Origin of the sequence: Emcibacter nanhaiensis (genome assembly GCF_006385175.1) — a bacterium.
In the GTDB taxonomy this organism is placed as follows: domain Bacteria; phylum Pseudomonadota; class Alphaproteobacteria; order Sphingomonadales; family Emcibacteraceae; genus Emcibacter; species Emcibacter nanhaiensis.
Genome location: NZ_VFIY01000004.1, coordinates 161835 through 183499 on the forward strand (window position 1 = coordinate 161835; position 21665 = coordinate 183499).

The 21665-nt window shown below is 47.7% G+C and carries 19 protein-coding genes and 1 tRNA gene; 10 read left to right on the forward strand and 10 right to left on the reverse strand.

Going from position 1 to position 21665, the window contains the following annotated elements; translation table 11 throughout:
- Positions 1–58: 58 nt before the first annotated feature.
- Together FIV46_RS01200 and FIV46_RS01205 are read left to right on the forward strand one after the other, a co-directional pair.
- The gene (locus FIV46_RS01200) at positions 59–505 is read left to right on the forward strand and encodes a MerR family transcriptional regulator (protein ID WP_139937974.1); all 447 of its coding nucleotides are present in this window, start codon (positions 59–61) and stop codon (positions 503–505) included.
- Positions 506–583: 78 nt separating this feature from the next.
- A tRNA-Pro gene (locus FIV46_RS01205) sits at positions 584–660 on the forward strand.
- A gap of 14 nt (positions 661–674) precedes the next feature.
- Here FIV46_RS01205 and FIV46_RS01210 read toward each other — a convergent pair.
- Together FIV46_RS01210 and FIV46_RS01215 are read right to left on the reverse strand one after the other, a co-directional pair.
- Positions 675–1958, reverse strand: a complete 1284-nt coding sequence (locus tag FIV46_RS01210) for a phage integrase SAM-like domain-containing protein (protein ID WP_139937975.1) — start codon at positions 1956–1958, stop codon at positions 675–677.
- A 480-nt stretch (positions 1959–2438) separates the two neighbouring features.
- Positions 2439–4001, reverse strand: coding sequence for a HEPN domain-containing protein (locus FIV46_RS01215; protein ID WP_139937976.1), 1563 nt, complete (start codon positions 3999–4001; stop codon positions 2439–2441).
- 239 nt (positions 4002–4240) lie between these two features.
- Between FIV46_RS01215 and FIV46_RS01220 the strand changes: the two genes are divergently transcribed.
- The 4 genes from FIV46_RS01220 to FIV46_RS01240 all read left to right on the forward strand — a co-directional run bounded on the left by FIV46_RS01220 (position 4241) and on the right by FIV46_RS01240 (position 7398).
- The gene (locus FIV46_RS01220; protein WP_139937977.1) at positions 4241–4483 is read left to right on the forward strand and encodes a helix-turn-helix transcriptional regulator; all 243 of its coding nucleotides are present in this window, start codon (positions 4241–4243) and stop codon (positions 4481–4483) included.
- Positions 4484–5036: 553 nt separating this feature from the next.
- Positions 5037–5687 (forward strand): hypothetical protein, encoded by a 651-nt coding sequence (locus tag FIV46_RS01230; RefSeq protein ID WP_139937979.1) that lies wholly within the window; start codon positions 5037–5039, stop codon positions 5685–5687.
- Positions 5677–6267: an ImmA/IrrE family metallo-endopeptidase gene (locus tag FIV46_RS01235; RefSeq protein WP_139937980.1), complete on the forward strand. Its 591-nt coding sequence runs from the start codon at positions 5677–5679 to the stop codon at positions 6265–6267. Before FIV46_RS01230 ends, FIV46_RS01235 begins: the two co-directional genes overlap by 11 nt.
- A 6-nt stretch (positions 6268–6273) precedes the next feature.
- A complete protein-coding gene (locus tag FIV46_RS01240; RefSeq protein ID WP_139937981.1) occupies positions 6274–7398 on the forward strand; it encodes a beta family protein in 1125 nt (374 codons plus the stop codon).
- Here the strand turns inward: FIV46_RS01240 and FIV46_RS01245 are convergent, their stop codons facing one another.
- From FIV46_RS01245 to FIV46_RS01270, 6 genes are all read right to left on the reverse strand, one after another.
- Positions 7399–8001 (reverse strand): sce7726 family protein, encoded by a 603-nt coding sequence (locus tag FIV46_RS01245; RefSeq protein ID WP_181163004.1) that lies wholly within the window; start codon positions 7999–8001, stop codon positions 7399–7401.
- 651 nt (positions 8002–8652) lie between these two features.
- Entirely contained in the window at positions 8653–9960 is a 1308-nt protein-coding gene (gene mobF / locus FIV46_RS01250) for a MobF family relaxase (RefSeq protein ID WP_139937983.1), read from the reverse strand.
- A complete protein-coding gene (locus FIV46_RS01255) occupies positions 9957–11801 on the reverse strand; it encodes a type IV secretion system DNA-binding domain-containing protein (RefSeq protein ID WP_139937984.1) in 1845 nt (614 codons plus the stop codon). Before FIV46_RS01255 ends, mobF begins: the two co-directional genes overlap by 4 nt.
- Positions 11798–12118 (reverse strand): hypothetical protein, encoded by a 321-nt coding sequence (locus tag FIV46_RS01260; RefSeq protein WP_139937985.1) that lies wholly within the window; start codon positions 12116–12118, stop codon positions 11798–11800. The genes FIV46_RS01255 and FIV46_RS01260 overlap by 4 nt, the downstream gene beginning before the upstream one ends.
- Entirely contained in the window at positions 12111–12446 is a 336-nt protein-coding gene (locus tag FIV46_RS01265) for a helix-turn-helix transcriptional regulator (RefSeq protein ID WP_139937986.1), read from the reverse strand. Before FIV46_RS01265 ends, FIV46_RS01260 begins: the two co-directional genes overlap by 8 nt.
- Positions 12447–12571: 125 nt before the next feature.
- A complete protein-coding gene (locus tag FIV46_RS01270; RefSeq protein WP_139937987.1) occupies positions 12572–13375 on the reverse strand; it encodes a hypothetical protein in 804 nt (267 codons plus the stop codon).
- A gap of 548 nt (positions 13376–13923) precedes the next feature.
- Between FIV46_RS01270 and FIV46_RS01275 the strand changes: the two genes are divergently transcribed.
- The 4 genes from FIV46_RS01275 (at position 13924) to FIV46_RS01290 (ending at position 19441) form a co-directional block, all read left to right on the forward strand.
- On the forward strand, positions 13924–15120 hold the full coding sequence (locus tag FIV46_RS01275) for a winged helix-turn-helix domain-containing protein (RefSeq protein WP_219845816.1): 1197 nt from the start codon (positions 13924–13926) through the stop codon (positions 15118–15120).
- A 408-nt stretch (positions 15121–15528) separates the two neighbouring features.
- Positions 15529–17559 carry a DEAD/DEAH box helicase family protein gene (locus FIV46_RS01280; RefSeq protein WP_139937988.1) on the forward strand — a complete coding sequence of 677 codons (2031 nt, stop codon included), beginning with the start codon at positions 15529–15531 and terminating at the stop codon, positions 17557–17559.
- A 342-nt stretch (positions 17560–17901) separates the two neighbouring features.
- On the forward strand, positions 17902–18501 hold the full coding sequence (locus FIV46_RS01285) for a DUF6088 family protein (RefSeq protein ID WP_139937989.1): 600 nt from the start codon (positions 17902–17904) through the stop codon (positions 18499–18501).
- Positions 18491–19441, forward strand: coding sequence for a nucleotidyl transferase AbiEii/AbiGii toxin family protein (locus tag FIV46_RS01290; protein WP_139937990.1), 951 nt, complete (start codon positions 18491–18493; stop codon positions 19439–19441). The genes FIV46_RS01285 and FIV46_RS01290 overlap by 11 nt, the downstream gene beginning before the upstream one ends.
- Positions 19442–19454: 13 nt before the next feature.
- On the opposite strand, the gene FIV46_RS01295 is transcribed toward FIV46_RS01290, so the two are convergent.
- Together FIV46_RS01295 and FIV46_RS01300 are read right to left on the reverse strand one after the other, a co-directional pair.
- Entirely contained in the window at positions 19455–19658 is a 204-nt protein-coding gene (locus FIV46_RS01295) for a hypothetical protein (protein ID WP_139937991.1), read from the reverse strand.
- Positions 19659–19849: 191 nt separating this feature from the next.
- Complete coding sequence (locus FIV46_RS01300) at positions 19850–21589, reverse strand: DUF6119 family protein (RefSeq protein WP_139937992.1); 1740 nt, start codon at positions 21587–21589, stop codon at positions 19850–19852.
- Positions 21590–21665 lie beyond the last annotated feature (76 nt).

The following is a 21665-nucleotide window of genomic DNA, read 5'->3' on the forward strand; positions in this document are numbered from 1 at the left end:
GGACAGGCTGTCCGGCGGGACGGGCTTTCGCCTCCCGAGATGAAAGGTACTTTTGCCGATGGCTAAACGTCAGGCCAAATCACCCAATGCATATCGGACCATCAGCGAGGTTGCCGACGCCATGGAGGTGCCCCAGCATGTGCTCCGCTTCTGGGAAGGTAAATTCAGCCAGATCAAACCCATGAAACGGGGCGGCGGTCGGCGCTACTACCGGCCTGAGGATGTGGAAATCATCCAGGTCATCCGCACCCTGCTGCATGAAGACGGATATACTATCAAGGGGGCGCAGAAGCTGCTGCGCGAACAGGGCGTCAAATCCATTGTTCAGCAATATGCCAATGACAGCGACGATACCGGGGAAAACAGTGTTTCCGCTGCGGCCGTTGAGGCTTCCTCCGAAGAGGTGGCGATGGAAGGCGATGCCTCACGGATGGAAACCCTCACGGAAATTCGCGGCCGCCTGCAAAATGTGCGAAAAAAGCTCAAAGGTGAGTTGCCCTCCTGAAAATCCGGCGCTATAGTGCGCCCACTTCCGGGTGATTCATCCTGAACGACCCGGATTTCATACCAGAGAATTTGAGAACGGAATGTAGCGCAGCCTGGTAGCGCACTTCACTGGGGGTGAAGGGGTCGTCGGTTCAAATCCGGCCATTCCGACCAAAAGAAAAACCTGCTTACTCAATGAGTTGGCAGGTTTTTTCTTGGATATCTATTTGCTCACTTTCAGATTTTTGGGTGCATTTTGGGTGCAAATCGAAGTCAACCGCCTGCTCCAGCTCCTTGAAATAGGCATTGAGACCCTGGATCACCGTACTTTCCGTATCGGGAACATACTGAGCATATCCTTCCGTTATCTCCAGTCCGCCAGCGGCTTGATGTCCCATATGTCCTGATAATTCCCAAGGATCGATTATAAAGCCGTATTTTTTCTTCAGCGCAGAGTTGGTGCGTAATGTTTTTGCGATACTGTGACGGATGGTCTTGGTAATGATATCTGTTGGCCACTTCAGTTCGGTACGCATTGTGCGCCAGGATTTTTTAATGCTCTTCACTTGGTCATTATTATATTGAACAAAATAACCTGATTCCTTTTTGAGCCATTTCACCAGCAACTCAGGCACAGCTACAACAGGTCGTCTCTTGGAAGTCATCCGTCTTTTGGGAGGATTTAGGTCGAGTAAGCCCTGGGTCCAGTCCATCTGAGAACCAACATGCAGTTCAAGTACAGTTTGAGGGCGGGCGATGGTTCCGATACTGCAAATAATGAATTTGAAGAGGTAATCCATTTTATGGGTATGGGCATAGGTGAGGGCGTCTGCCATCATTTCAATCGAGATAAAAGCTGTTCTGGGCCCATTAAGTTCATATCGTGAGAGGCCGGGAATATAAGGACAAATGCTGATGTCTCCGTTCTTGTAGGCCCAATTGATAGCCGCGCGAATATACTTAACATAGGTCTGAACTGTATTCGGTGAGATGTCTTTTTTAGAAGCTCGAACTTTGACTACTTCTCCTTCCTCATTGTGAACAACTCTAATGGAATGAGTTAGCCGCCAGGCAATATATCTTCGAATATATCTAGGAGTGAGATCAGAAAGCATTGTCAGGCCGATCACCCGACCGGCATCTTCCTCAAGGTCAATAAATTTTGTGAAGGACAGAATGGCGGAATTGATCACTTGGGCGGCTGTTAATGTTCGTCCATGTTCAAGCCAATAGTTTGAGAGGATTTTGCGAATATCGGCATCGACTGGTGCCGCCTTTATTTGGGTGCGGGATGCATAATAATGCTCGTCAATTAACTCTTTGGCACGCTCAAAACTTTCTTCATGTGTCGTCTTGCGGCGAGTTTTTCTCTTTCGGGCGTCATACCAATAGATGTACCAGCTTGAGCTTTCGTCTTCTCGGCCAAGCCAGAATTTTCCGACCTGATATTCTCGTTTGCCTCCTTTAGACACTTGATAGCTCCTTGGATTTCATTTGCATCAAGGTCCTGCATGCTGTGCAAAATGCCTTTCAGGACCAAAGATTGAACGTCTTCTTTTGTCAGGTGCGTCCCCCGGGAGTTTTGGGCGGCACGTCTGATCTTTGCGGTAAGCTTGTGAAAACTAGACATATGATTGACCTGTTTGGCTTGGTTCTATTCATGGATTTTTAGTCCAGTGAAACTTGTCTTTTGAGGTCAAGTCAATCAAAAAATACATATTAAAACAATGGGTTGTGGTGGTCGATGAACGCCGATATTTCTCAAGAAATACAGAGAAATTTAATGCAACTTTGGTCGCTAATATTTGCGGTCATTATTTTTTGCCGTCTGCGTCTCTCTATCCTTTAAAAAGGGGGGAATGATCGGACAAACTGACAACAAACCGATGATCATTCCCCCGAGTCTATGTTCCAGCGCATGGCAGCCCGGTTGGGAGGCGGGCAGAGGTGTGTCAGGCCACTTGACTGGAACATCTTGGAAAAGCTTCCTCGGGAGGAAGGCTTTCGGAAGGCTTCTCCGGTATCTTTCTGTCTGCAAGCAGCGCCTTAAAGGTGGCCTTGATGCTTTGGGCATTCTCGGACACCAGTTCTCCCATCAGATGCAAAGCCTCCGGCTCTGTGGGCAGGCCGCCATGGGCGAGGGCGCACAGCACCTCCCCGGAGGCTTGAAGCCGGAAACAGGGTTCTTCAATATCCATCAGGCTGGCTGAGGAACTGATCTGAGTGTCGTCGCACAACTGGGTTGGTTCAGGACTATCTTCAGGCTCGTCTTGATCCTTAGATGGGTTGTTAGTTAGGGGGTCTTCTTTGCTACTTTTGAGCTCCCGCATCTTGTCGAACAGGCCGTAGATGCAGTCTCTCAGGTGAGAAACCCGTTCCTTACAGACATTGACCATCAAATAAAGCCGGTCCTTCTCTAGTTCCTGATCTTCCGTATGAACGAAATGCAGGACATCTGCTGCACGCATGGCGTCACAGGCTGGGCCTTCAAGGTCCCAGACCGCATGATAGAACTGATTGAGGGAGGACTGGTCTATCTCCGCTTTATGGCCCGGTTCCACAGGCCGGGCAGGCAGTACCTCCTTCTGAAACTCAGTGCTGATCTCAAGCCAGTCATTGTCCGGCTTGCCGGTATGGCCGTCTTTAAGGGCGGACAGTTTAAGGCGGCAGAGATAACGGACCATCCGCAACAGGTCCTCTGACCGGCCAATCATTTGATCAAGCAATCGCGCATCCGGGCAGTAGTGGTCTGAGAAACGGACTCCTGTAAAGGCAGTGCGCAGATAGTGAAAGCTCTGCTTCCCGCCTTTACCGGCCCAAGGCAATTGAAGTTCCGGATGAATGCTTTCAGCCAATTCCCGGAGCGTGATCAGAGTGTGGTAATAGGGCCGCTGCAGGGTATGAACCCGCATGAAGGCGAGATAGGCTTGTTCTGCCGCCAGATGAAGCATTATGGTGGCAGGTTCAAACTCTCTTTCCAAATGGTGACGATAAGCTCCCTGCAGAAAGTAACAGGCCAACGTCCAGTCGTGTTCGAAAAACTCCTTGGCTTTGGAATGATGAATATCAGGGGTGGGGTTTTCGGGAGCAGACAGAAGGTCCAGGCCACGATCCCCGGACTGGTAGAGGATGATGCCATTCTCTGCTATGCGGTCGTAAAAGGCATAACCGTTCCGGAGTTTGGCGTTCACAGTCTCCTGTGTCTCGAACGTCAGGGCGACGGGGGTGGATACGACATCGAGGCTATTGAGAAAGACCTCGGCCATCTCTACCGGCCAGACAAAGGCGGGAAGCAGCTTATTGACGATCACCAGAAGATGATAGCGGGACGGGGTAACTTCCTGATCCTCAGCAGTCCATTCCCCGTGCAGGATTACATACCGGATACGGGACCGTCGCTGTTTGCGGCTCGAACAGGTGCGGGCCGTCTTATCATATTGCTCAACGAGGGATCGACAGATGAAGTCCAATTCTTCTTGGATTTTTGGGGTAAAATTTTTGGTAGTGACGATCATGTGGATTCTCCCCTATAAGTAAAGAGGGAAGCCGTGCATTTGTTGATTAACAACAGGGGATTATCTGTGCTAAGAATTGACTTAGCCATGTCAGCCTCCTTAGAAGGTTGGTGTGGTCAGACTCGGCAGGGTGTTGCTGCACCTTGTCGGGTCGCATAGTTACTTAAAAATAGTATAAATACGTAATATACGTATCATGATTGATGGGATAAAACAATAACAAAATGCAGATTCCTTAGATGACAGATATCACTCCGGCTCAGTGCCGCGCAGCCCGCTCAATGCTCAACTGGTCGCAAGCTGATCTTGCCAAGGCAGCTTCAGTAGCGACGAAGACCATTTCAGATTTTGAGAAGGGCGCTAAGAATCCGCGCCCGGCGATCATGGTTGTCATCAAACAGGCTTTCGAAGCGGCAGGTTTGATCTTCCTCGCCGACGGTGAAACCCTTCCCGGCGGCCCCGGTGTCCGTTTGAAGAAGTAACACCCGTCATTCCCGTGCAAACGGAAATCTCTAATTACGTACCATAGTATCCGATTACATATTTATTTTCGAATATGGGTGATTTTTTCTGAGCTTTATGCGCTAAAGGTAATGGACGCTTCTGAGGATACAAGAAGCCCGTAACGCATTTATGTAATGGAGAGAAAATGGCTAGATATTATGTAAACGAAAACGCCCAATCTGGTGGAGAACATGAAGTACATAGGGGAGATTGCAGCTGGTTGCCCAAGCGAGAAAACCGCATTTACCTGGGGGACTTTTCTTCATGTCATCCTGCTATTTCCGCGGCCAGGGCACATTTTTTAAACGTCGATGGTTGTGCCCATTGCTGTCCGGCGTGCCACACCAAGTGAATATGCTTAAGGCTTGATATTACAACGGCACCCTGCAATATCGCCGGAAAAGAAACCAGCCGGCGGTCCGGGAGTTTAGGTAAAAAACAGACACAGACGTCTAATCAAAGATAGTCAAATTGGACAAATTTCACTCTTTGGCTGTATACTAGAGAAATTCATTACTTGGGGTGGAAAAAATGAAGGCAAAATTCCTTACAGCTCTGATGGTTATAGCGTCAATTGTGTTTGGCACCTTAATAGGTGTGGGAATTTCGTACTTCTTTCTAAATTCTTATGAAGCTTCGGGCTGGGTGTTAAATTCCGGTGCAAATGAATTAAGGGATTTATCCCCAGAAGAAAAGATAGCACTTGCGGAAATGGTAATCAGTAGGAATGTTTTCTCTGCTTCTGACTTGCTTGGGAGCTTCACATCTTATTACCATTTTCTCATCTCAATTCTACTTACAATCATCGTAGTAATGGCAGGTTTTATTACCTTTAATTTCTACAAGAGCAAAGAAGAACATGACAGTATTCTTAAAAACAGGCTGAATGAACTAATAAAGAACTTTGATAGAAGAATAGGTAAAAAGGAAGCAGTCGATCATTTAGAAGATTATGAAGCTCTTCATGATTACCTCGAACAAAAGATAGTAAGTTTAATTGAAGATTCAGAAGACCTTCAAGACCATTTGGATTGGCAAATTGAGAACATAAGTACAGAAGCGTTGGATGAAGCTATAATTGACAGAGTAATGTTGTACAACATATGCCAAAACATAAGATGCAAAAATGGTGAACCTCTAGAATTAGTCGAAGGGCCAGAGGAGGCTGACAATGCTGGGTAACAACTTAGACCAAATAGTATCATCACTTACTGCAGAAGCTCCTGTGATAGAAATGCATGACGGTGAAATTCCCGAATTCGGCTATAGCGACGATAGTTCTAGAGCTCTTACTTGGTTAAGGGGGGTAAACACGTCGACATCGGATAAATTTGACATTGAAGGTGTCCTCGAAAGTTTGAATGTTAAAACACATTATGAAGAAATGGGTTCTGACAATGACCTTTCTGGCTACATCGAGAAGCGCCATAATGGTTGGCATATTGGTGTAAATAAATATGAGGTTCCAGGACGCCAAAGATTTACATTGGCTCATGAATTAGCCCATTTGTTGTTTCATCGACAAATTATCCAAGGGCGATTTGAAGAAGCCATAAAATTATTTAGAAGTGGTGATAACACAAAGCATATAGAGATGGAGGCCAATGCTTTTGCAGCTGAACTTCTAATGCCAAGTTCTCGTTTTCGTGAATTATGGCAAAGTGATACCTCTCTTGACGAAATCTCAAATGCCTTTGCTGTTTCCCGTTATGCCGCAGAATTTAGAGCTAAAAAATTAAGCCTTCCAAGGAAACAGGTTTAAGACACGATGGTATATTTCCCTCAAATCAAAACAACCACCGCCGAACTGAAAGCGTTTAAAAACCTGCACTCAAGAGAAGATGATGAAATTGTAGTTCCGATTTTGCAGCTCACAAAACCTCGGCTCTCGAGAACATTAGATCCTTTGCAGTCTCTCGAGAACCATATGGAACGTGTTTTTAAACGTATAGGTAAGAACAAAAAAACTATTGTCGACATCACGCAAGATGAAACGTACCAAGATGCAAATTTAAATCAGTTCATTCATGATTCATCAGACGGATATATTCACTGGATTAATCACCTCAACATAATACGTACAGATTACAATAAAAACATTATTCCAAGTGTTATAGGCAAAGCCGCCCCCGATACACTTCCTGAATTAATAAGACAAATTGATAGTTTATATAACGATTACGATAATTTCTCGATCAGGTTACCTGCAAATGTGGGGGAAGACTTTTCGAAACTTCAAGAAATGTTTGATTTGCTGGGGCTAACTGAAAAAACAGACAAACTTTATGTCCTGTTTGACTTCAACTACGTTGGAAGCCCCCATATTGAAGAGCTGAAGGGGACAATAAATGTATTGGATGAAAAGCTATGGGATCTCAATTGGCAAAGCACGAACGTGATACTCTTTAGCTCTTGCCCTTCTAGTTTTCGTATAGGCAATCGCAATCCCGGGACATTAGAACAGCAGAATATGGCGGAATACGAAATTCTAGAATATGTACAGAATCATTGTGATGGAATAAGCTATGGTGATTATGCGTATATTCATCCTGAACGGACTGATGGTGGTGGTTTTTGGCTACCTCGTATTGACTACCCTGCTGCTGATCAAATTTGTTACTACATGAGGGAATTCAACAAAGACATGTCTCGTAATCCGAACACCGGAAAGCTGACAATTGAAACAACAGTGCCTAATGATAAAGCCTACAAGAATATTTCTGAAAATATTTCGCACGAATTTTTTTTCCAGAATGACCCACTCCAAAGTTGGGGACGCAATCAAATATTGGAAAACATATCTGCCGACAAAGTCACGGGAAAGAGCCCTCAACATTACATAGCGGTTAGATCAAACATTCACATGGAGAGAGTGATATCCTTTATGCGCTGATTAATAACTACTTTGAAGATAATACAAGTCTGTCAGAGTAGTGCGCATTCCTCTATCAGAGATGAAGTTAGTATAATTTTTGTGATATTTATCGAACAATGCCTCGTAAAAATACTTCTTCAACGTTTGCAAAGTAGTTTCGCTTTCAACATATCGTCTTTGACTGTGCAGTGCTTTATCCACCCTACTGTTTTTGGTTAACTTGCTAATATCCTGCCCAGGCAGAGCAAGTGTCAAACTGTGTTTGCAAAGTCTTTTATTCTCCTTCGATTTCCTCACAACGGATATTGAAGAATCTTCAACAAGCATAATTCCTGTTTTTGGTGAAATTAATTTTCTTGCAGTGGCGAGGTGCTTTTTGGTTGTTACCAAATAGCAAAATGAGAATGTGTGATTGTAGTCGCTTACCTGATCTAAAAGTTTGGTAAGCGAATCTCTATCACTTTTAATTTCAAAGGCAGTAATGGAGTTGTTCGCTAAGTGAATTAAATCGGCTTTTCTATAACCTTGATAAAAGGGAACTTCAGATGCAATCAAAGTACAATCATCTTGATCGATTAGAAAATCGATTAATTTAACTTTGATTTGATCTGCATCTAACACAGTAACACCCCCTATTTTTCTCGATTAAATGAAAAGGTTACAGACAAGATAAATAGCCAATATACTCAGTAAATAATGCCTGCTCACTAGTTTTACCAAAGGCTGAAAAATATAACAAATTCTTAGTAATATATCTTTTGCGGAATTGTCCTATGACACTGCAGCGGCTCGCTCTTTTGTTTTTTGACCAGGGAATAAAGAGATCGTGCCAGCAACGACGAAGGCCAGGGGGAAGATGGTCCGATCTCCCTGCTATCTGAGCTTCAAATCTGCTATACTTGATTGTGCAGCTTCTACAGCTGTGGGGCCTCCGTTTTAGGTTCGATCCCCCCAAGCGAATAAAAGCGGGGGCCCATTCTTTTCCCAAAAAGTCCCTCTATTCTCCGCCCTGAATTGGTCTCTGAAAAAAAAGGCTAAAAAGGCAGTTTTAGTAGATTTTGTAAACTTCACACGCCATTCACCTTCAGTTGTTTACTTTCCGGTGGAGCCAATCTTCCAGCATACTGAATCAATTGGCCTTTTATGAACCTGTATAGGTAAACAGGGTTCTCATTTGGGTTTACAAAATCTCTCTTTGTCTTAGTGAGTGTCTTTTCTTTCAAAGACTTATTGGGCTTGTCGTGTTTTCAATTTTTGCCATTTCAGTAAACGCTATTCCGCTTCATTCTCCGGATCGTTTTCTCGGTCTTTTCGACGCTTGATGGGACCCGGTCCATCCTCTTCATATTTCAGGGAGAGGTGGCCGGTCTTTGAGGTAAGGGCCAGCCTCAGGCCAGGTTGGTTCCCGGAGTGTTTGAAGGCCAGGAGAGCCAGGCCCAATTGTCGGCCAACTTTGATGGCTTCCTTCTCCCTTGCAGCATCGGAAGAGGGGGAGCCGTTTTTTTGCTTCTTGGGCGAGTCCGGAGACGACCTGTTTCTGTGTTTGCCTGTCACCTGTAGACCTGAACAGGTTGACGGGTTTTTCTCAGGAGAAGGGATAAGTTCTGAGTCATTTAAACGCTCTGTTGTTTTGAATTGTTTGACGTCAAACCCCATGTCCCGCGCTTCTTTGCGCCATTGTTTGAGAAGATGATTCCGGCCCCTGACGACTTTCTTCCTGCGGGTCTGCAAGGCGGCAATCTCCCTCAGCCGGGCAGAAGAATATCCTTTCTTCTCCACTTCTTCATTGATGGCCTGCTGACGTTTGGAGAAGGCTTTCTCTACATGGAGGGGAACAGTCTTGATCCCGAAGCCGTTCTCCGCGTCCCGGGTGTCATAGCCGAGACTGTCCATTTCCTGTCTCAAGCAGCGGAGATAGATATGGTCCGCTTGCTTTTGCGCCCGGTACAAGTCTCGGCTGACAATGGCTCCCCAAGTGCCATCCTTGCGCGGAGCCATGTTGAAGATAAAACTATGGGTGTGGAGCTGGGGATCAAGATCCCGGCTGGTCTCATGATCGAATTGGGCCATCAGAAGTCCCGCCGTGGCTTCCTTGATTTTTCCGGCCTTGCCCCGGCGGGCAAAAGCCGCATGGTCTTCCAGCCAGCTACTGGCTGCCGCCACGGCTTTCTGTTGAGCGGCCTGGATCTCCTGTCTTTCTTTCTCAGGAGAGAGCGCCCAAACCACGGAGACGGCTTTCGGGGCGCTGAAGGTCATGTCCCAGCCTGAAGAATGGACCTTGCTGTTGCCACCCTTCTTCACTAGTTGCTCTTGTGTCAGGGGATCATAGCCGGTGAGGGCGGCCTTGAAGGGGGCTTCATGGATAGGGTCTTTCAGCCGGAGCCGGTCGGCTGCTTTTCCCGCCCATCGTCCGGGCTCGGGACCATCTTTAAAGTCCTGGCTCTTGAGATAATAGTCGCTGTCCCTCCCGGGGGCCTGGCCTTTCTGCCCCCGGGAGGTCTCTAGGTTGTCCTGCGCCAAATGACTGTAATAGGAGAGGGCGGCGTCTGCATTGCCACGCGCTGAGATGCTGGCGGTCATTCATCCCTCTCACTATCTTCATCATCGTCATAACCGTTACAATAACCGTCACTTTTCTCAGAACCTCTGATCGGCCTTGGGGGTTGGTGAAGCCCGTAGAATTTCTCCACCTGCTCCGGCGTCAGCATGGGCTGCAGGTTGTCATTGGCCGCCTTCAATCTTTGAGGGCCTTCGTAGGTCCATTGCGCCGGCACTGTACCTGGTCGTAGTTCGGGGAGAGAGATATAAGGCAGGTCTATTTCATAGACATCCCGTCCTATGCCCATTAGCAGAACTCTGACGCCTCTCTTCTGCGGGCCAAGATCATCGGCAATCTCGGAAGCGGTGATCACCGGGCGGCGTTCTTTCTGCACGGACGTGGTGGTGCTGACATTGCCCCGGGATCTGCTGACCTGTTTGACGGAACGCTCCACTTCCTGCTCCCCGATCAGAAGACTGGCTTCCCGGGCGCTCTCACTGAGATTAATCCGGGTAATCACCTTTGTGCCAATCATGCCGGGCCAGGCCCCGGCCTGTTCCCGTCCATAGGTGGCCCGGAGTTGGGCCAGGTCCTGCACGCCAAGGACGGCAATCACGCCTTTGGAGCGCCCCAGCTCAATCAGGGAACTGAAGTGCCGGATAGGATGCAGCTGCGGGAACTCATCCAGGAACAACCAGATCCGCCGTTCTTTGCTCTCGTACAAACTGGGACTGCCCACGGCTGAGGCCAGGAAGCTCACCATGCTGCCAACCCAGACCCGGGACAAATCCGGATAAGCGGGATCATGCTGCAGAATCAGGGGCCGGAAGGACGGCGGATTATGCAGCCACTGGCGAATGGAGAAGCGTTCCCGGTCTTCATAGCTCCAGGCTTCGGCAAAGACGGCTACAACGGACATATGGGCCTGAAAGGTGGCCAGCGTGCTCTGGGTCGTTCGGCTGTCCGGTGGGGACAGGTTCCGAAGCGCATCCGGATGATAGAGACTTGCCAGCTCTGTAAGGGAGGAGACATCCAGTGTCACTACACTGTGCAGGTCTTTCCAGGTCCAGTCCTGTTTCTTGGTGGCTTGAAGGTAAACCAGACAGGCGACAAAGATCTCCCGGGCCGCATTGGACCACATCTGGTCATGACTGTCCGGGATAAACCGTGCCGCCAGTTCCCGGGCATCCTGCCGGGTCCGGCAGTCTGCCGCCACATCCCACACAAGAGATCTTTTGTCATGGGGCGCGATCAGCAGGGGATAACCGGGCAGACGGGACATCATGTCGCCTTTGGTGTCCAGCACCAGTAAACCGTCTCCCCGCCGGTAGGCTTCCAGGATATAGCGCAACATGGTCTGGGTTTTGCCGCCGCCGACACTGCCCCAGATCAGATGATGCAGGGTTTCCCGGTCCCGGCTCAGAGAGACGGACGGCAGTAAAGCCAAACCCGTCCCGAAACGGCGGCATTCCTTCCGGCAGGCTTTTCCAAGCTTGCGGAGGGCTTCCCGGCCTTTATAGAGCCTGGGACCGCGCAGGATACGAAAACGGGATCTTCCCCAGCGGACGCACAGGGCGAAGGTCAGGAAAGAGACTAACCCAAACCCCAGAACCCAGAGGAATGCTGTAAGACGGAAGTTCAGGGCGTCCAGAAGGTCATAATGCTTTAGGCTTTGGGCGCAGGACTGCCAGTTCATCATGGCGTTTTGATCCCCGAACAGGCTGAGCAGCCGTTCGCTCAGACAGGGCTTGAGTACCTCATAGGGGTAGTAAGCTCCGTCAGAGGCCATGGGTGGGTAGACCTCGAAAGATAACTTCCAGATCAGATAGGCTCCGGCAAATCCGGCGACTGCCAGAAGCAGGGATATGAGTTTCAGTCTCATGGCAACCTCCTTTGGCTGTTCTCTGTGAGGGTTTCCAGAAGGTGCCGGAACATCTGCTGCAGATTGTCCACTGGTTGTTTCAGCTCATGGAGGTGTTTGTTGTTTTCCAGGACGGCTTGTTCCAGGGACTTGAGGCGACGCTCTGCTTTCAGCAAGCGCTCGGCCATGGCTTGCGGGTCCACTTCATGAAGTCCGTTTTGGATAAACTTCCGGGCCAGGGCGCTGGCGCTCAGGGCCTGCTGATGCGCCTTAAGATGGAGCAAGGTAATGTCCGATATGGACAGGCGCAGGGCGAAAGGTTTGGTGCGCTCAGTCATCCTGCCTCTCCCCATTGTCATTTGAGGGAGTTCGGGTGCAGCTGTTCAGCCAGGTGATCAGGTCCCGGCGCCGGTAGCGCACAAGACGTCCCCCGAGCTTCAGATAATCCGGGCCGGTTTTGTTGTGGCGCCATTTGTTGAGAGTGGAATAGGGGATCTTGAGGAAAGCCCCGGCTTCTGCCGGGGTGATCGGTTCATCCAGCCAAAGATCTTCCACTGTCTCCGGCACCGAGGAACTGGTGCCCACTTTGCTGGAAAACTCGGGGGGCCAGGCATCCTCATCCTCTCTTGGAATATCATCATCAGGAATATTGTTCGTTGCTTGCATGGAAACCTCCAATGTTTGAGTGAGGTTTCCAGCCGAGCAGACGAATTATCGGCGAAAAAGAAGTTTAATTTCGCGAAATTCAGAACCTATTTTTGTCCGATCGGTGGCAAAAAATAAAAGGCCCGTTATTTCAGGAGTTTGTTTAACCGGCGCAGGATTGTTTTTTCAGAGGGAAGATCTTCATTGGCATAATTTTGTCGTGCGAGTTTATGCGCTTCATAGGCAATGTTTTTATGAAGCATGTCCGGATTTGAGTCGGCGATCTTATTTACCAGATGCTGGATATAGTCCCATCTGGGATTGCGGGGACGGCCCTTTCCCGGTGAAGGTTCCGCTTCAGTGCAGATAAAGGCCAGATCGCTGGGGGCTGTTATTTTGACGGGAGTGATGATTTGTCTGAGCTCCAGAAAGGAAGGCAAAGTGAACTTCTGGTAAAGCATCCAGTCCCGAAGCTTGGCTTTGGAAATGCAAATCTCTCCGAGGATTTTTTGTCCGGCCTTGGGATAGGACTTGAGCGGGATGTTGGAGAGATGCCGGTACATGGCGGGACGCTGGAAGGGGTTGGAGTCCGGTCCCAGGAAGTTCTCCCAATCCTGCAGAGGCTCCGGAAGACCCTCTTGATAATAGAGGATCAGGGCAATGTGCCACCGGCCGACCCCATAATATTTAAAGGGGCGGGCCGTTGGTACAAAATCTTCCTCAGAAATCTCGGCGCGGGGCTGCGGGTACAGGATCCGAAGATGATTGAGATCTATATCGTCACTTTCGATGAGGCTTTTTGAGCTTTCAAAGTCACCGGCAAAAAGTGCGTGCTTGAAACTATCCAGCGCGTGTTTTTTCTTGAGGTCTGGTCGTTCCAGGGCCATCAGTTTTGCGGCGCGTTCAAAGGTGAGAAACCTATCGTCCAGGGAAGAGATATATCCAGTCATAGTAAAGCCCCCAATAGTTGCTTGAAGATAGACGCTTTACTGCTGACGAACTGGTGATTAGAAAAATATTCGCATGAATGCGAGAACTGTCAAGGGGCGGGGAACTACCCGGCATCCTTAGTAACCCTCTATTCTACATGAAGAAATTTGGGAAGCGCCTCAAAATCTGAAAGACAGCCAGAAGTCAATTGTTCTGCATCTCTAAGGTCGCGAGATGTCTTTGTGCTTCTTTACGCGTCACTGGATATCTTGAGAGTCCTGCCACAATATGATTGTAGTTGGATTCACTGCTTATCGATAACAGACATGGTGAAATTGACGGAAGGCAAAGAGGTTGGGATTTCCCTGTTTTTGCTCCCTAGAGGATGAAAAACCCGGCCATAAATTTTTTTCAGAAACAAGATCAGTTCGCCGGATTTTGGATCCGGAAGAGCCATATATGGTGTCTTGGCAATATCAGTCTCATGAGGTATGAGAACATAGCCGTAAAATGAGTAAGACCCTGTTCACTTTTAAGATAAGTCCGGTAGCCCACAGGATTCTGCAACGTGCCACATCAAAATCACAAACCCTCTTTCACTCTTGATAACCGTACCATGCGGCGTCTGTGGCTTGAGACCAACGGCCTGCTGTCATCGGCATCAGGACCGGTTGATGTTGTCGCCATCATAAAAAAGCTGGGCTTTGTACAGCTGGATACGATCCAGAATGTCTCCCGCGCCCATCATCATATACTTTGGAGCCGTCACTCCAAATACCGCGAACCTATGCTGGATGACTTGCTGAGTGCCAGAGAGTATATATTCGAGCATTTCACCCATGATGCTTCTGTTCTTCCCATGGATATGTATCCCATGTGGCAGCGGAGATTTAAACGGCTGAAATCCTCGATTGACGGAAAATCCTGGCATAAACCAGATCGGGTCAGGGACTGGCGGGATGTGCTCATCGAGCGCATTACAAAAGAAGGCCCTCTTTCCACCAAAGACTTTGACAGTAAAATCTCAGGAAAGAAACAAGTCTGGTCCCGCCCACCTCATAAGCATGTGTTGGAGTATCTGTGGTATTCAGGCACTCTGGCCACCTCACACCGCGAGAAGTTTGCCAAATTCTATGATTTGGCTGAACGTGTGATTCCGGAACAATATCGTGAGACAGAAGTTTCTGACGTTGAACAGATTGACTGGTTGTGCCGTGCTGCCCTTGATCGGCTGGCTGTTGGCACCCCGAAAGAGATCAAGGAATTCTGGGAGGCAAAAGATGTTGAGGAGGTGAAAACCTGGATCGAGGAAAATAGGGAATCCATCGTGCCGATACAATGGGAGACCGATACCGGGGAGTGGATTACTTCCTATGCGCTGGAAGACATTGAAGAGCGTATCGAAAAGATATCATCTGTTCCGTCGCGGATAAAAATTCTCAACCCTTTTGACCCGGCAGTTCGCAACCGGACACGGCTGAAATCCATATTTGGATTTGACTATAAATTGGAAGTCTTTGTCCCTGCCGCGAAACGCCGGTGGGGGTATTATGTTTATCCCCTCCTGGAGGGTGATCGATTTGTCGGCAGGATTGAGGCCAAGGCGGATCGCAAAGCTGGTTGTCTCAATGTACTTAACTTCTGGCCGGAAGAAGGCGTTAAATGGGGTACTGGCCGCGAGAAGAAACTGGAAGCCGAACTTTCCCGGTTTGCGCAATTGGCGGGCCTTGATAGCGTCAATTATGGCTCTCTTTTCCAAACCTGAAACAGGCGGATACATTTGCGAAAAAATTGTATTCGCTGCCCGGTTGGAAAAAGACCGTAGGATAAGGCGTTACCGACCGTCCCGAAATAACCCGAATACAGGAGGGGCAGGTCACCCGCACAACCCTTCCAGCACAAAACGGATCTTCTCTTCCGCACTGAACTGACGGCGGGTCGCCCGGCGGATATCCTTCACCGTCTTTTTCCGCGCTGCCTTCTTTGGGATTTTTGACTATATGTTTTCGTGTCATCTTCGTTCCTTCGTCGCTTCGATAGACCCGAAAACATAACCTTATGTATGAACCTTAGTTTATCCAACTAGATCTGACGGGGAATAAGCCAAAAAATATTTAGCTCTTTACATTAAATATATCATTTGCTATCATTTGCTATCAGATAAGAGGAATTCATGAGTAAAACAGCAGCTGAATGGCTTTCCATGGAAGAAGCGGCATCTCACTTGGGGATGGGCAAAACAGTTCTTTACGATCTCGCTCGCACCGGGGGAATTCCTGCGCGTAAACTCGGTAAGAAGTGGGCATTTGATAGAAAAAGTTTGGATGCATGGGTGGATGCTAACCGGCCGCTCGAAGAGTTTTTCACCGATATGGATTTTGATATTGAAGGCAACGAATGTGTGCGTGAGCCGCAGCGTGATGGGTATTTGCGTACTTACGAATTTTTCCACTCCGGTAAAAACAAAGCGATCCTTCAGATTCCAGTGGGTTGTGGGAAAACGGGGCTTTGTTCGTTGCTGCCACTCGGCATGGCCAAGGGGAGGGTTCTGATAGTAGCCCCAAACCTAACGATTAAAAAAGGGCTGTATGATGCGATGGACATCACCAATAAGCAAAAATGTTTTTGGTTGAAAACCGGTGTGCTAAAGCCGGAGCAGCTGCTTGCTGGGCCGTGGGCCTCCACCCTCGATAGTGGCAATATCTCCACCGCCGAAAAATCGCATATCGTCATTACGAATATACAGCAACTCGCAACTAACGTAGACAAATGGTTGACGCAGTTCACTGATGATTTCTTTGATATGATTATCGTGGATGAGGCGCATCATAGTGCAGCTACTAGCTGGCAGAAAGTAATTGACCGGTTCCCATCCGCAAAAGTCATACTACTGACAGCCACCCCTTTCCGAAGTGATCGAAGAGAGTTGGACGGAGAACTCGTGTATCGCTACTCTTTCCGCAGTGCTACGCTTAAAGGTTATATCAAACGGCTTAAGGCTAGTTATGTTGCGCCAGAGACAATAGAGCTTGGATTCACGGATGAGGGTGGAAAAGTTTATACCCTCAATGAAGTGATGAAGCTAAAAGAAGAAACGTGGTTCAGTCGAGGGGTGGCGCTTGCTCGTGTATGTAATCAACATATTGTTGATAGCAGTTTGCAGAAACTGGAAGAACTACGTCAAAGCGGCACACAACACCAGCTCATCGCGGTGGCTTGCTCTATCAATCATGGCAGGGAAATCCGCTCTCTTTATCGGGAGCGTGGATATACTGCAGAGATCATCCACAGCGAACAAACAGAAGCTGAACAGGGTGCGGTATTGGCGGATTTACGCAACGGCACGCTTGATTGTATTATTCAGGTGCAGATGCTTGGAGAAGGTTTTGACCACCCCAAGCTAAGTGTGGCCGCCATATTCCGGCCATTCCGCTCGCTCGCCCCTTACATTCAGTTTGTGGGGCGGATTATGCGGGTAGTGGTTCAGAACAACCCAGCTCACCCTGACAATATGGGGCATATCGTAACTCACCTTGGGCTTAATCAGGATAAGCAGCTAGAAGCATTCAAAGATTTTGAAAATGACGATCACAAATTCTGGGAAAGTATTGTTGGCGGTGAAGAGTCAGAAGTGCCAACGGAGACAAGAGAGGGAAATACTCGACTCCGGGCAGGTGATCAGGTCGTCGTACATAACGAAATTGTTGATGGGTTGTGGGAGGAAGACTTTACCAGCATGGAAGACCAGGAGATCATCCAAGACCTCCGGGAACGGTTTGAGCTTCTGGGACTAGATCCATCTCAGGTAGAGGCCATGGTCAAACAGGCCATGCAAAAGGGGATGAAGAAAAACGCTCCCACTGCTCCGTTTCCTGTCCAACCGCAAAGGGAATGGGAAGAAGCTAGGCGGCGGTTAAATGAAGAAGCAAAACGGTTGGCTAAAGTTCTACTGAATCACGTCGAAGTAGAAATGCAGGGGCGTGATTTGGTGAATTATGGATTGGGTAACGGAAGAAACAACTACGTATGTGCTCTAATGTTGGTTAATAAAGCTATAAATCAACAGCTAGGAAAGGATAGAGGGGAGGCGGCCGTAGAAGAATTCCGGGCTATTTTGGATAACCTGGAAGAGTTGCTGCAGGGGCTGGTAAGAAGAGCAAGAAAGGCGAAATCAGATTATGAGCAAGAAAACCCCCAGAGGTAAAACCCCATCCTTAATAGGTGGAACTAACGGTAAGCCATCTAAGGTTTTAATCCAAAGAAGCTGTAAGTGCTATCGTTGTGGCGATAGCCTAAGCAGTGGCTCATATTGCATCGAAATACCCCAGCTAGGCGGAAGCTTTACTAACAAGCGGCGGACATGCTTCGACTGCTTTGATAAAATACTGAAACAGACACAGGTAGATTTAAAAGCATTAGAAGAGTTACTCACTTAGCTCTTAGACTCTCACCCAACATTCCCGTTCGGTAATTTTGCATGGATTTTCAATAAGAATACTTGCAAGATGGTCTTGAAATAGCTATACTGAGCTACAGAGGTAAAGCTATGTCTGAGAAATTGAACGAGTTAAAAAAGCATTTGCGGCCCGGACAGATCTACCGGCGCGCCGACCTGTTGGCGTGGTCGAACGCCGTAGATCGTCATTTGAAGCAACTGGTCGAAGATAGAACGCTGACCAAGCTTTCCCAGGGCGTCTATCTATACCCTAAGAAAACGGCTTTTGGGGAAGCTCCGGCGGAAGATGACAAACTGGTCGAGGCGTTTCTCAAAGACCATCGTTTCCTGCTGACTTCGCCGAATGCCTATAACGCTCTGGGCCTGGGAACCACGCAGCTTTATAACGAGACGGTGGTGTATAATCACAAAAGGCATGGCCGGTTCAAGCTGGGCGGGCGCTTTTTCGATTTCCGCGTAAAGCCCTATTTCCCCAAATCCCTGAGCAAGGAGTATTTGCTGGTTGACCTAGTCAATAATCTTGACCGGCTGGCCGAGAATACCGATAGGCTCCTGCAGCGTGTCCGGGAAAAACTTGCGACGATGGATACGCGAAACCTTGCACGTATGGCCCGCGAGTATGGTAATGTCCGCACAAGGAAATTCTTTGATAATACTCTAGCGGAATTACAATTACGCCATGCCGCCTGACCAGTTCTTACATGACCACGACCAGTTTGACGACCTGATCCGCATTGTCGCGGAACAGCGCGGCATTGATCCGGCGCTGGCCGAAAAGGATTACTGGATCATGCATTGCCTGTACGGGTTACAGCAGCTTGGCATGGCGTTTGAACTCAAAGGCGGCACCTCGCTCTCCAAAGGCTACGGCATTATCGACCGTTTTTCCGAAGATATTGATATTCGCATCGAGCCACCCACTGACAGGGACGTGAAAACGAGGCCAAATCATAAAAAACCCGCACATGTGAAAAGCCGCAGGCAATACTATGAATGGCTGGCCGAAACGGTCCGCATTGAAGGGATCGAACAGGTTGCCCGCGATACGGAATTTGATGATGAACGCTACTACCGCAGCGGCGGCATCCGCCTATATTACCCCAGCGTCACCAGCCCGCTGGATGACCTGAAACATGGCATCCTGCTTGAAGTCGGGTTCGATGATGTGACACCCAATATGCCCAAGGACATCAGCTCCTGGGCGTATGACTTAGCGGCGGACAAGGTGGAAGTGACCGACAACCGCGCCAGGGGCGTCTTGTGCTACCATCCCGGCTATACGCTGATCGAAAAGCTGCAGACAATTTCAACCAAATACCGCAACCAGCAGGAAAGCAGCAGGTTCCCGCGTAATTTCATGAGACACTATTATGATGTTTATGCCTTGCTGCAGGAGCCGAAGGTGCAAGATTTTATCGGCACTGAAGCTTACCACGCGCATAAGGCAAAGCGTTTCAGGACAGCGGATAACCCGGTCATCGACGAAAACGAAGCCTTCCTGCTTAGCGATCCGGCCATCTGGCAGACCTATGAGCAGGAATATTACAAGACGCCGCGGCTGTACTACACGGAGCAGCCCGCCTTTGATGCAATCCTGAGCAGCATTCATGAATGGGCCGACCGGCTTTAAAAAAGGCGGGGCATTAAAGCCCCGGCCCCGGTGTGACGTGCTGCTGATAGTGACCGTACATCGCATTGCCGATATTTTCCAATGAAGCAAGACAGTTGCGCCGCTCGGCAGTGCCGGGAGCGCTGCAGGCCAGCCGCTGGTGGAGTATGCGGTAAAGCTGGTGTAATTCCGCCTGGTTCAGCGTAGCCAGTTGGTGCTGCGTGATGAGTTTTGTCATTGTTTTCTCCGTTTCCTTGGGTTGTCAGTAACGCCGGAAACGAAGGCCGGGAGACCAAGACGCCGGTGCATGGCCCACGCGGTTCTGGTGGGGGCAGGCCATTGCAGCGGCAGCGCACCCGGCTATAATGGCAGTCTTAATCTGACAACGCAAGGAAACGGGGAAACGAAGCGCCACCTACCCATAATAAATTACGAGGACTTTTTCTTGGCTTTTGGCTGTTTTTTCTGAGTGTGTGGACGCTCAACAGGAATGAAACTAATACTCAAATCGCAAAACTTGGGAAGCTGATCTATCAGCCTCTTATGGGTCATTTTGAGATCGTATTGTGCCATAAAGGGCAGGTCTTTCATTGTTGGTTTTGTCTTGAGATTTTTATCATACAAAAGCCATAAGCACACATTAAAGCGTTTTGCATCTAGGTCTTTCGCCTCATCTGCTATGGAAGCTAAAATTTTAGCTTTGATAGCTTTTGTAGATTTGTTGATGTGCTCCTTGATTGATGTCAGAAACGTCTGATCTGTTGCAAAGGCTTCTCCGTAAAAGCGAGCCTGAGAGAACAAATAGTTAATACCGCTTTTGCCACTATACTGTTTGACATGAATGATGTTTAAAGGCTGCTTATCGGCTACGAATTCCAGTATATCGCAAAACTCCTTATTTTTGCTTGTTCCTTCCATAGCCAGATATGACTGGTCAAACTTAATGGCGTTCTTATTTTTAGCGCAATACAATTCATTAAATACAGATTCTCTGTTGTTTCCTTTCTTTGTGCAGTAGATGTTCATATCATGGTATTCTTTATCGACGCTTATATCCTTAATCTTATTGAGATAGACTTGTATTGAGTTATAAAAACTATCGTCAACCTTTTGCCATATACCTCCAGATAGAACGTAATGACCTCCTTGATAAGTGGTTTCATAAACAATACAGGAATATAAGCTCCAGTTTTTAAACTTATGAACTTTTGAATCTGCAAAAGAATAGCCATAAACTTTGCGGCCTTTGAGAGTCTCAATAGTCACATCATTTAATTTTGCATCATCAAATGTAGGGACATCATCATGACTGAGGTATGAATAAGCATCTCCCTTTTCTGAATAACAAAATCCATATTCATCATCACTTATGAATTCAGGAATCGACATATGAAATTTGTGAAAGTTTTTATTTTGAATATCTGCTATCAGTAGGTTGTTTAATTCATCTTGTATCGATGTTGGTACGGGTTGGAAATTCAAGTATTCAGGAAACGCCTTTTTAAAATCATTCTTTGAGTAGGCTTTTATAAACTGCGCCGCATAGTCAGTTAATAGTTTCCAATCCAGCTTTTTCTTGGAGTTTATTTTTATCGTAATATTGTTTTTTCCTTGAATACTAACCAAGGGATTGCCTTTTAAATTTGCTGAAATGTATTGAAGCATTTCAGTTTCCATTATTCCTAGCTCGTTTAATTCTGATGGCTGACTAACCTGGCGATCAATATGGGTGGTTGTTTTACTGTGAACGCGACTTTTAGCTTGGCGAAGCCCATCGCTTCCGCACATATTCATAGCTGTTCGAATGCCAAAGTCATATTTAAACTTTTCATTGTTCAGCAATGATGCTCCGCTAACACCTAAAGCTGATGCGAGAACACTATCTCCGCACTCTAACAGTAAAACACCGCTGGTGTTTATACTCTTCGAGGCCTTGTATGCTATCTTATTTTCTTCTGATAGCTGGCTATTGATAAACTTAAGCCAAGGGGGATCGGACTTAGGATTCTTTGTTTGAAAGCAATAAAAACGAGCCTTTTGCCCATCCTTCTCAAAATCGATTTGTTGAAGAGTTGCCCCCTTCTGCGATAGCTTATCGGATAATAAAACACTATCGAATGTCTCTTTTTCATTGGCAAGATAGAAGGAGAACTGTCCTATTTCATCCATAGTCTTATCCCCTTAGTGACAACTAAACCATGAGGTTGTTATTTTTTCATGAGCACAACCCTACTTCTTTCCTGTT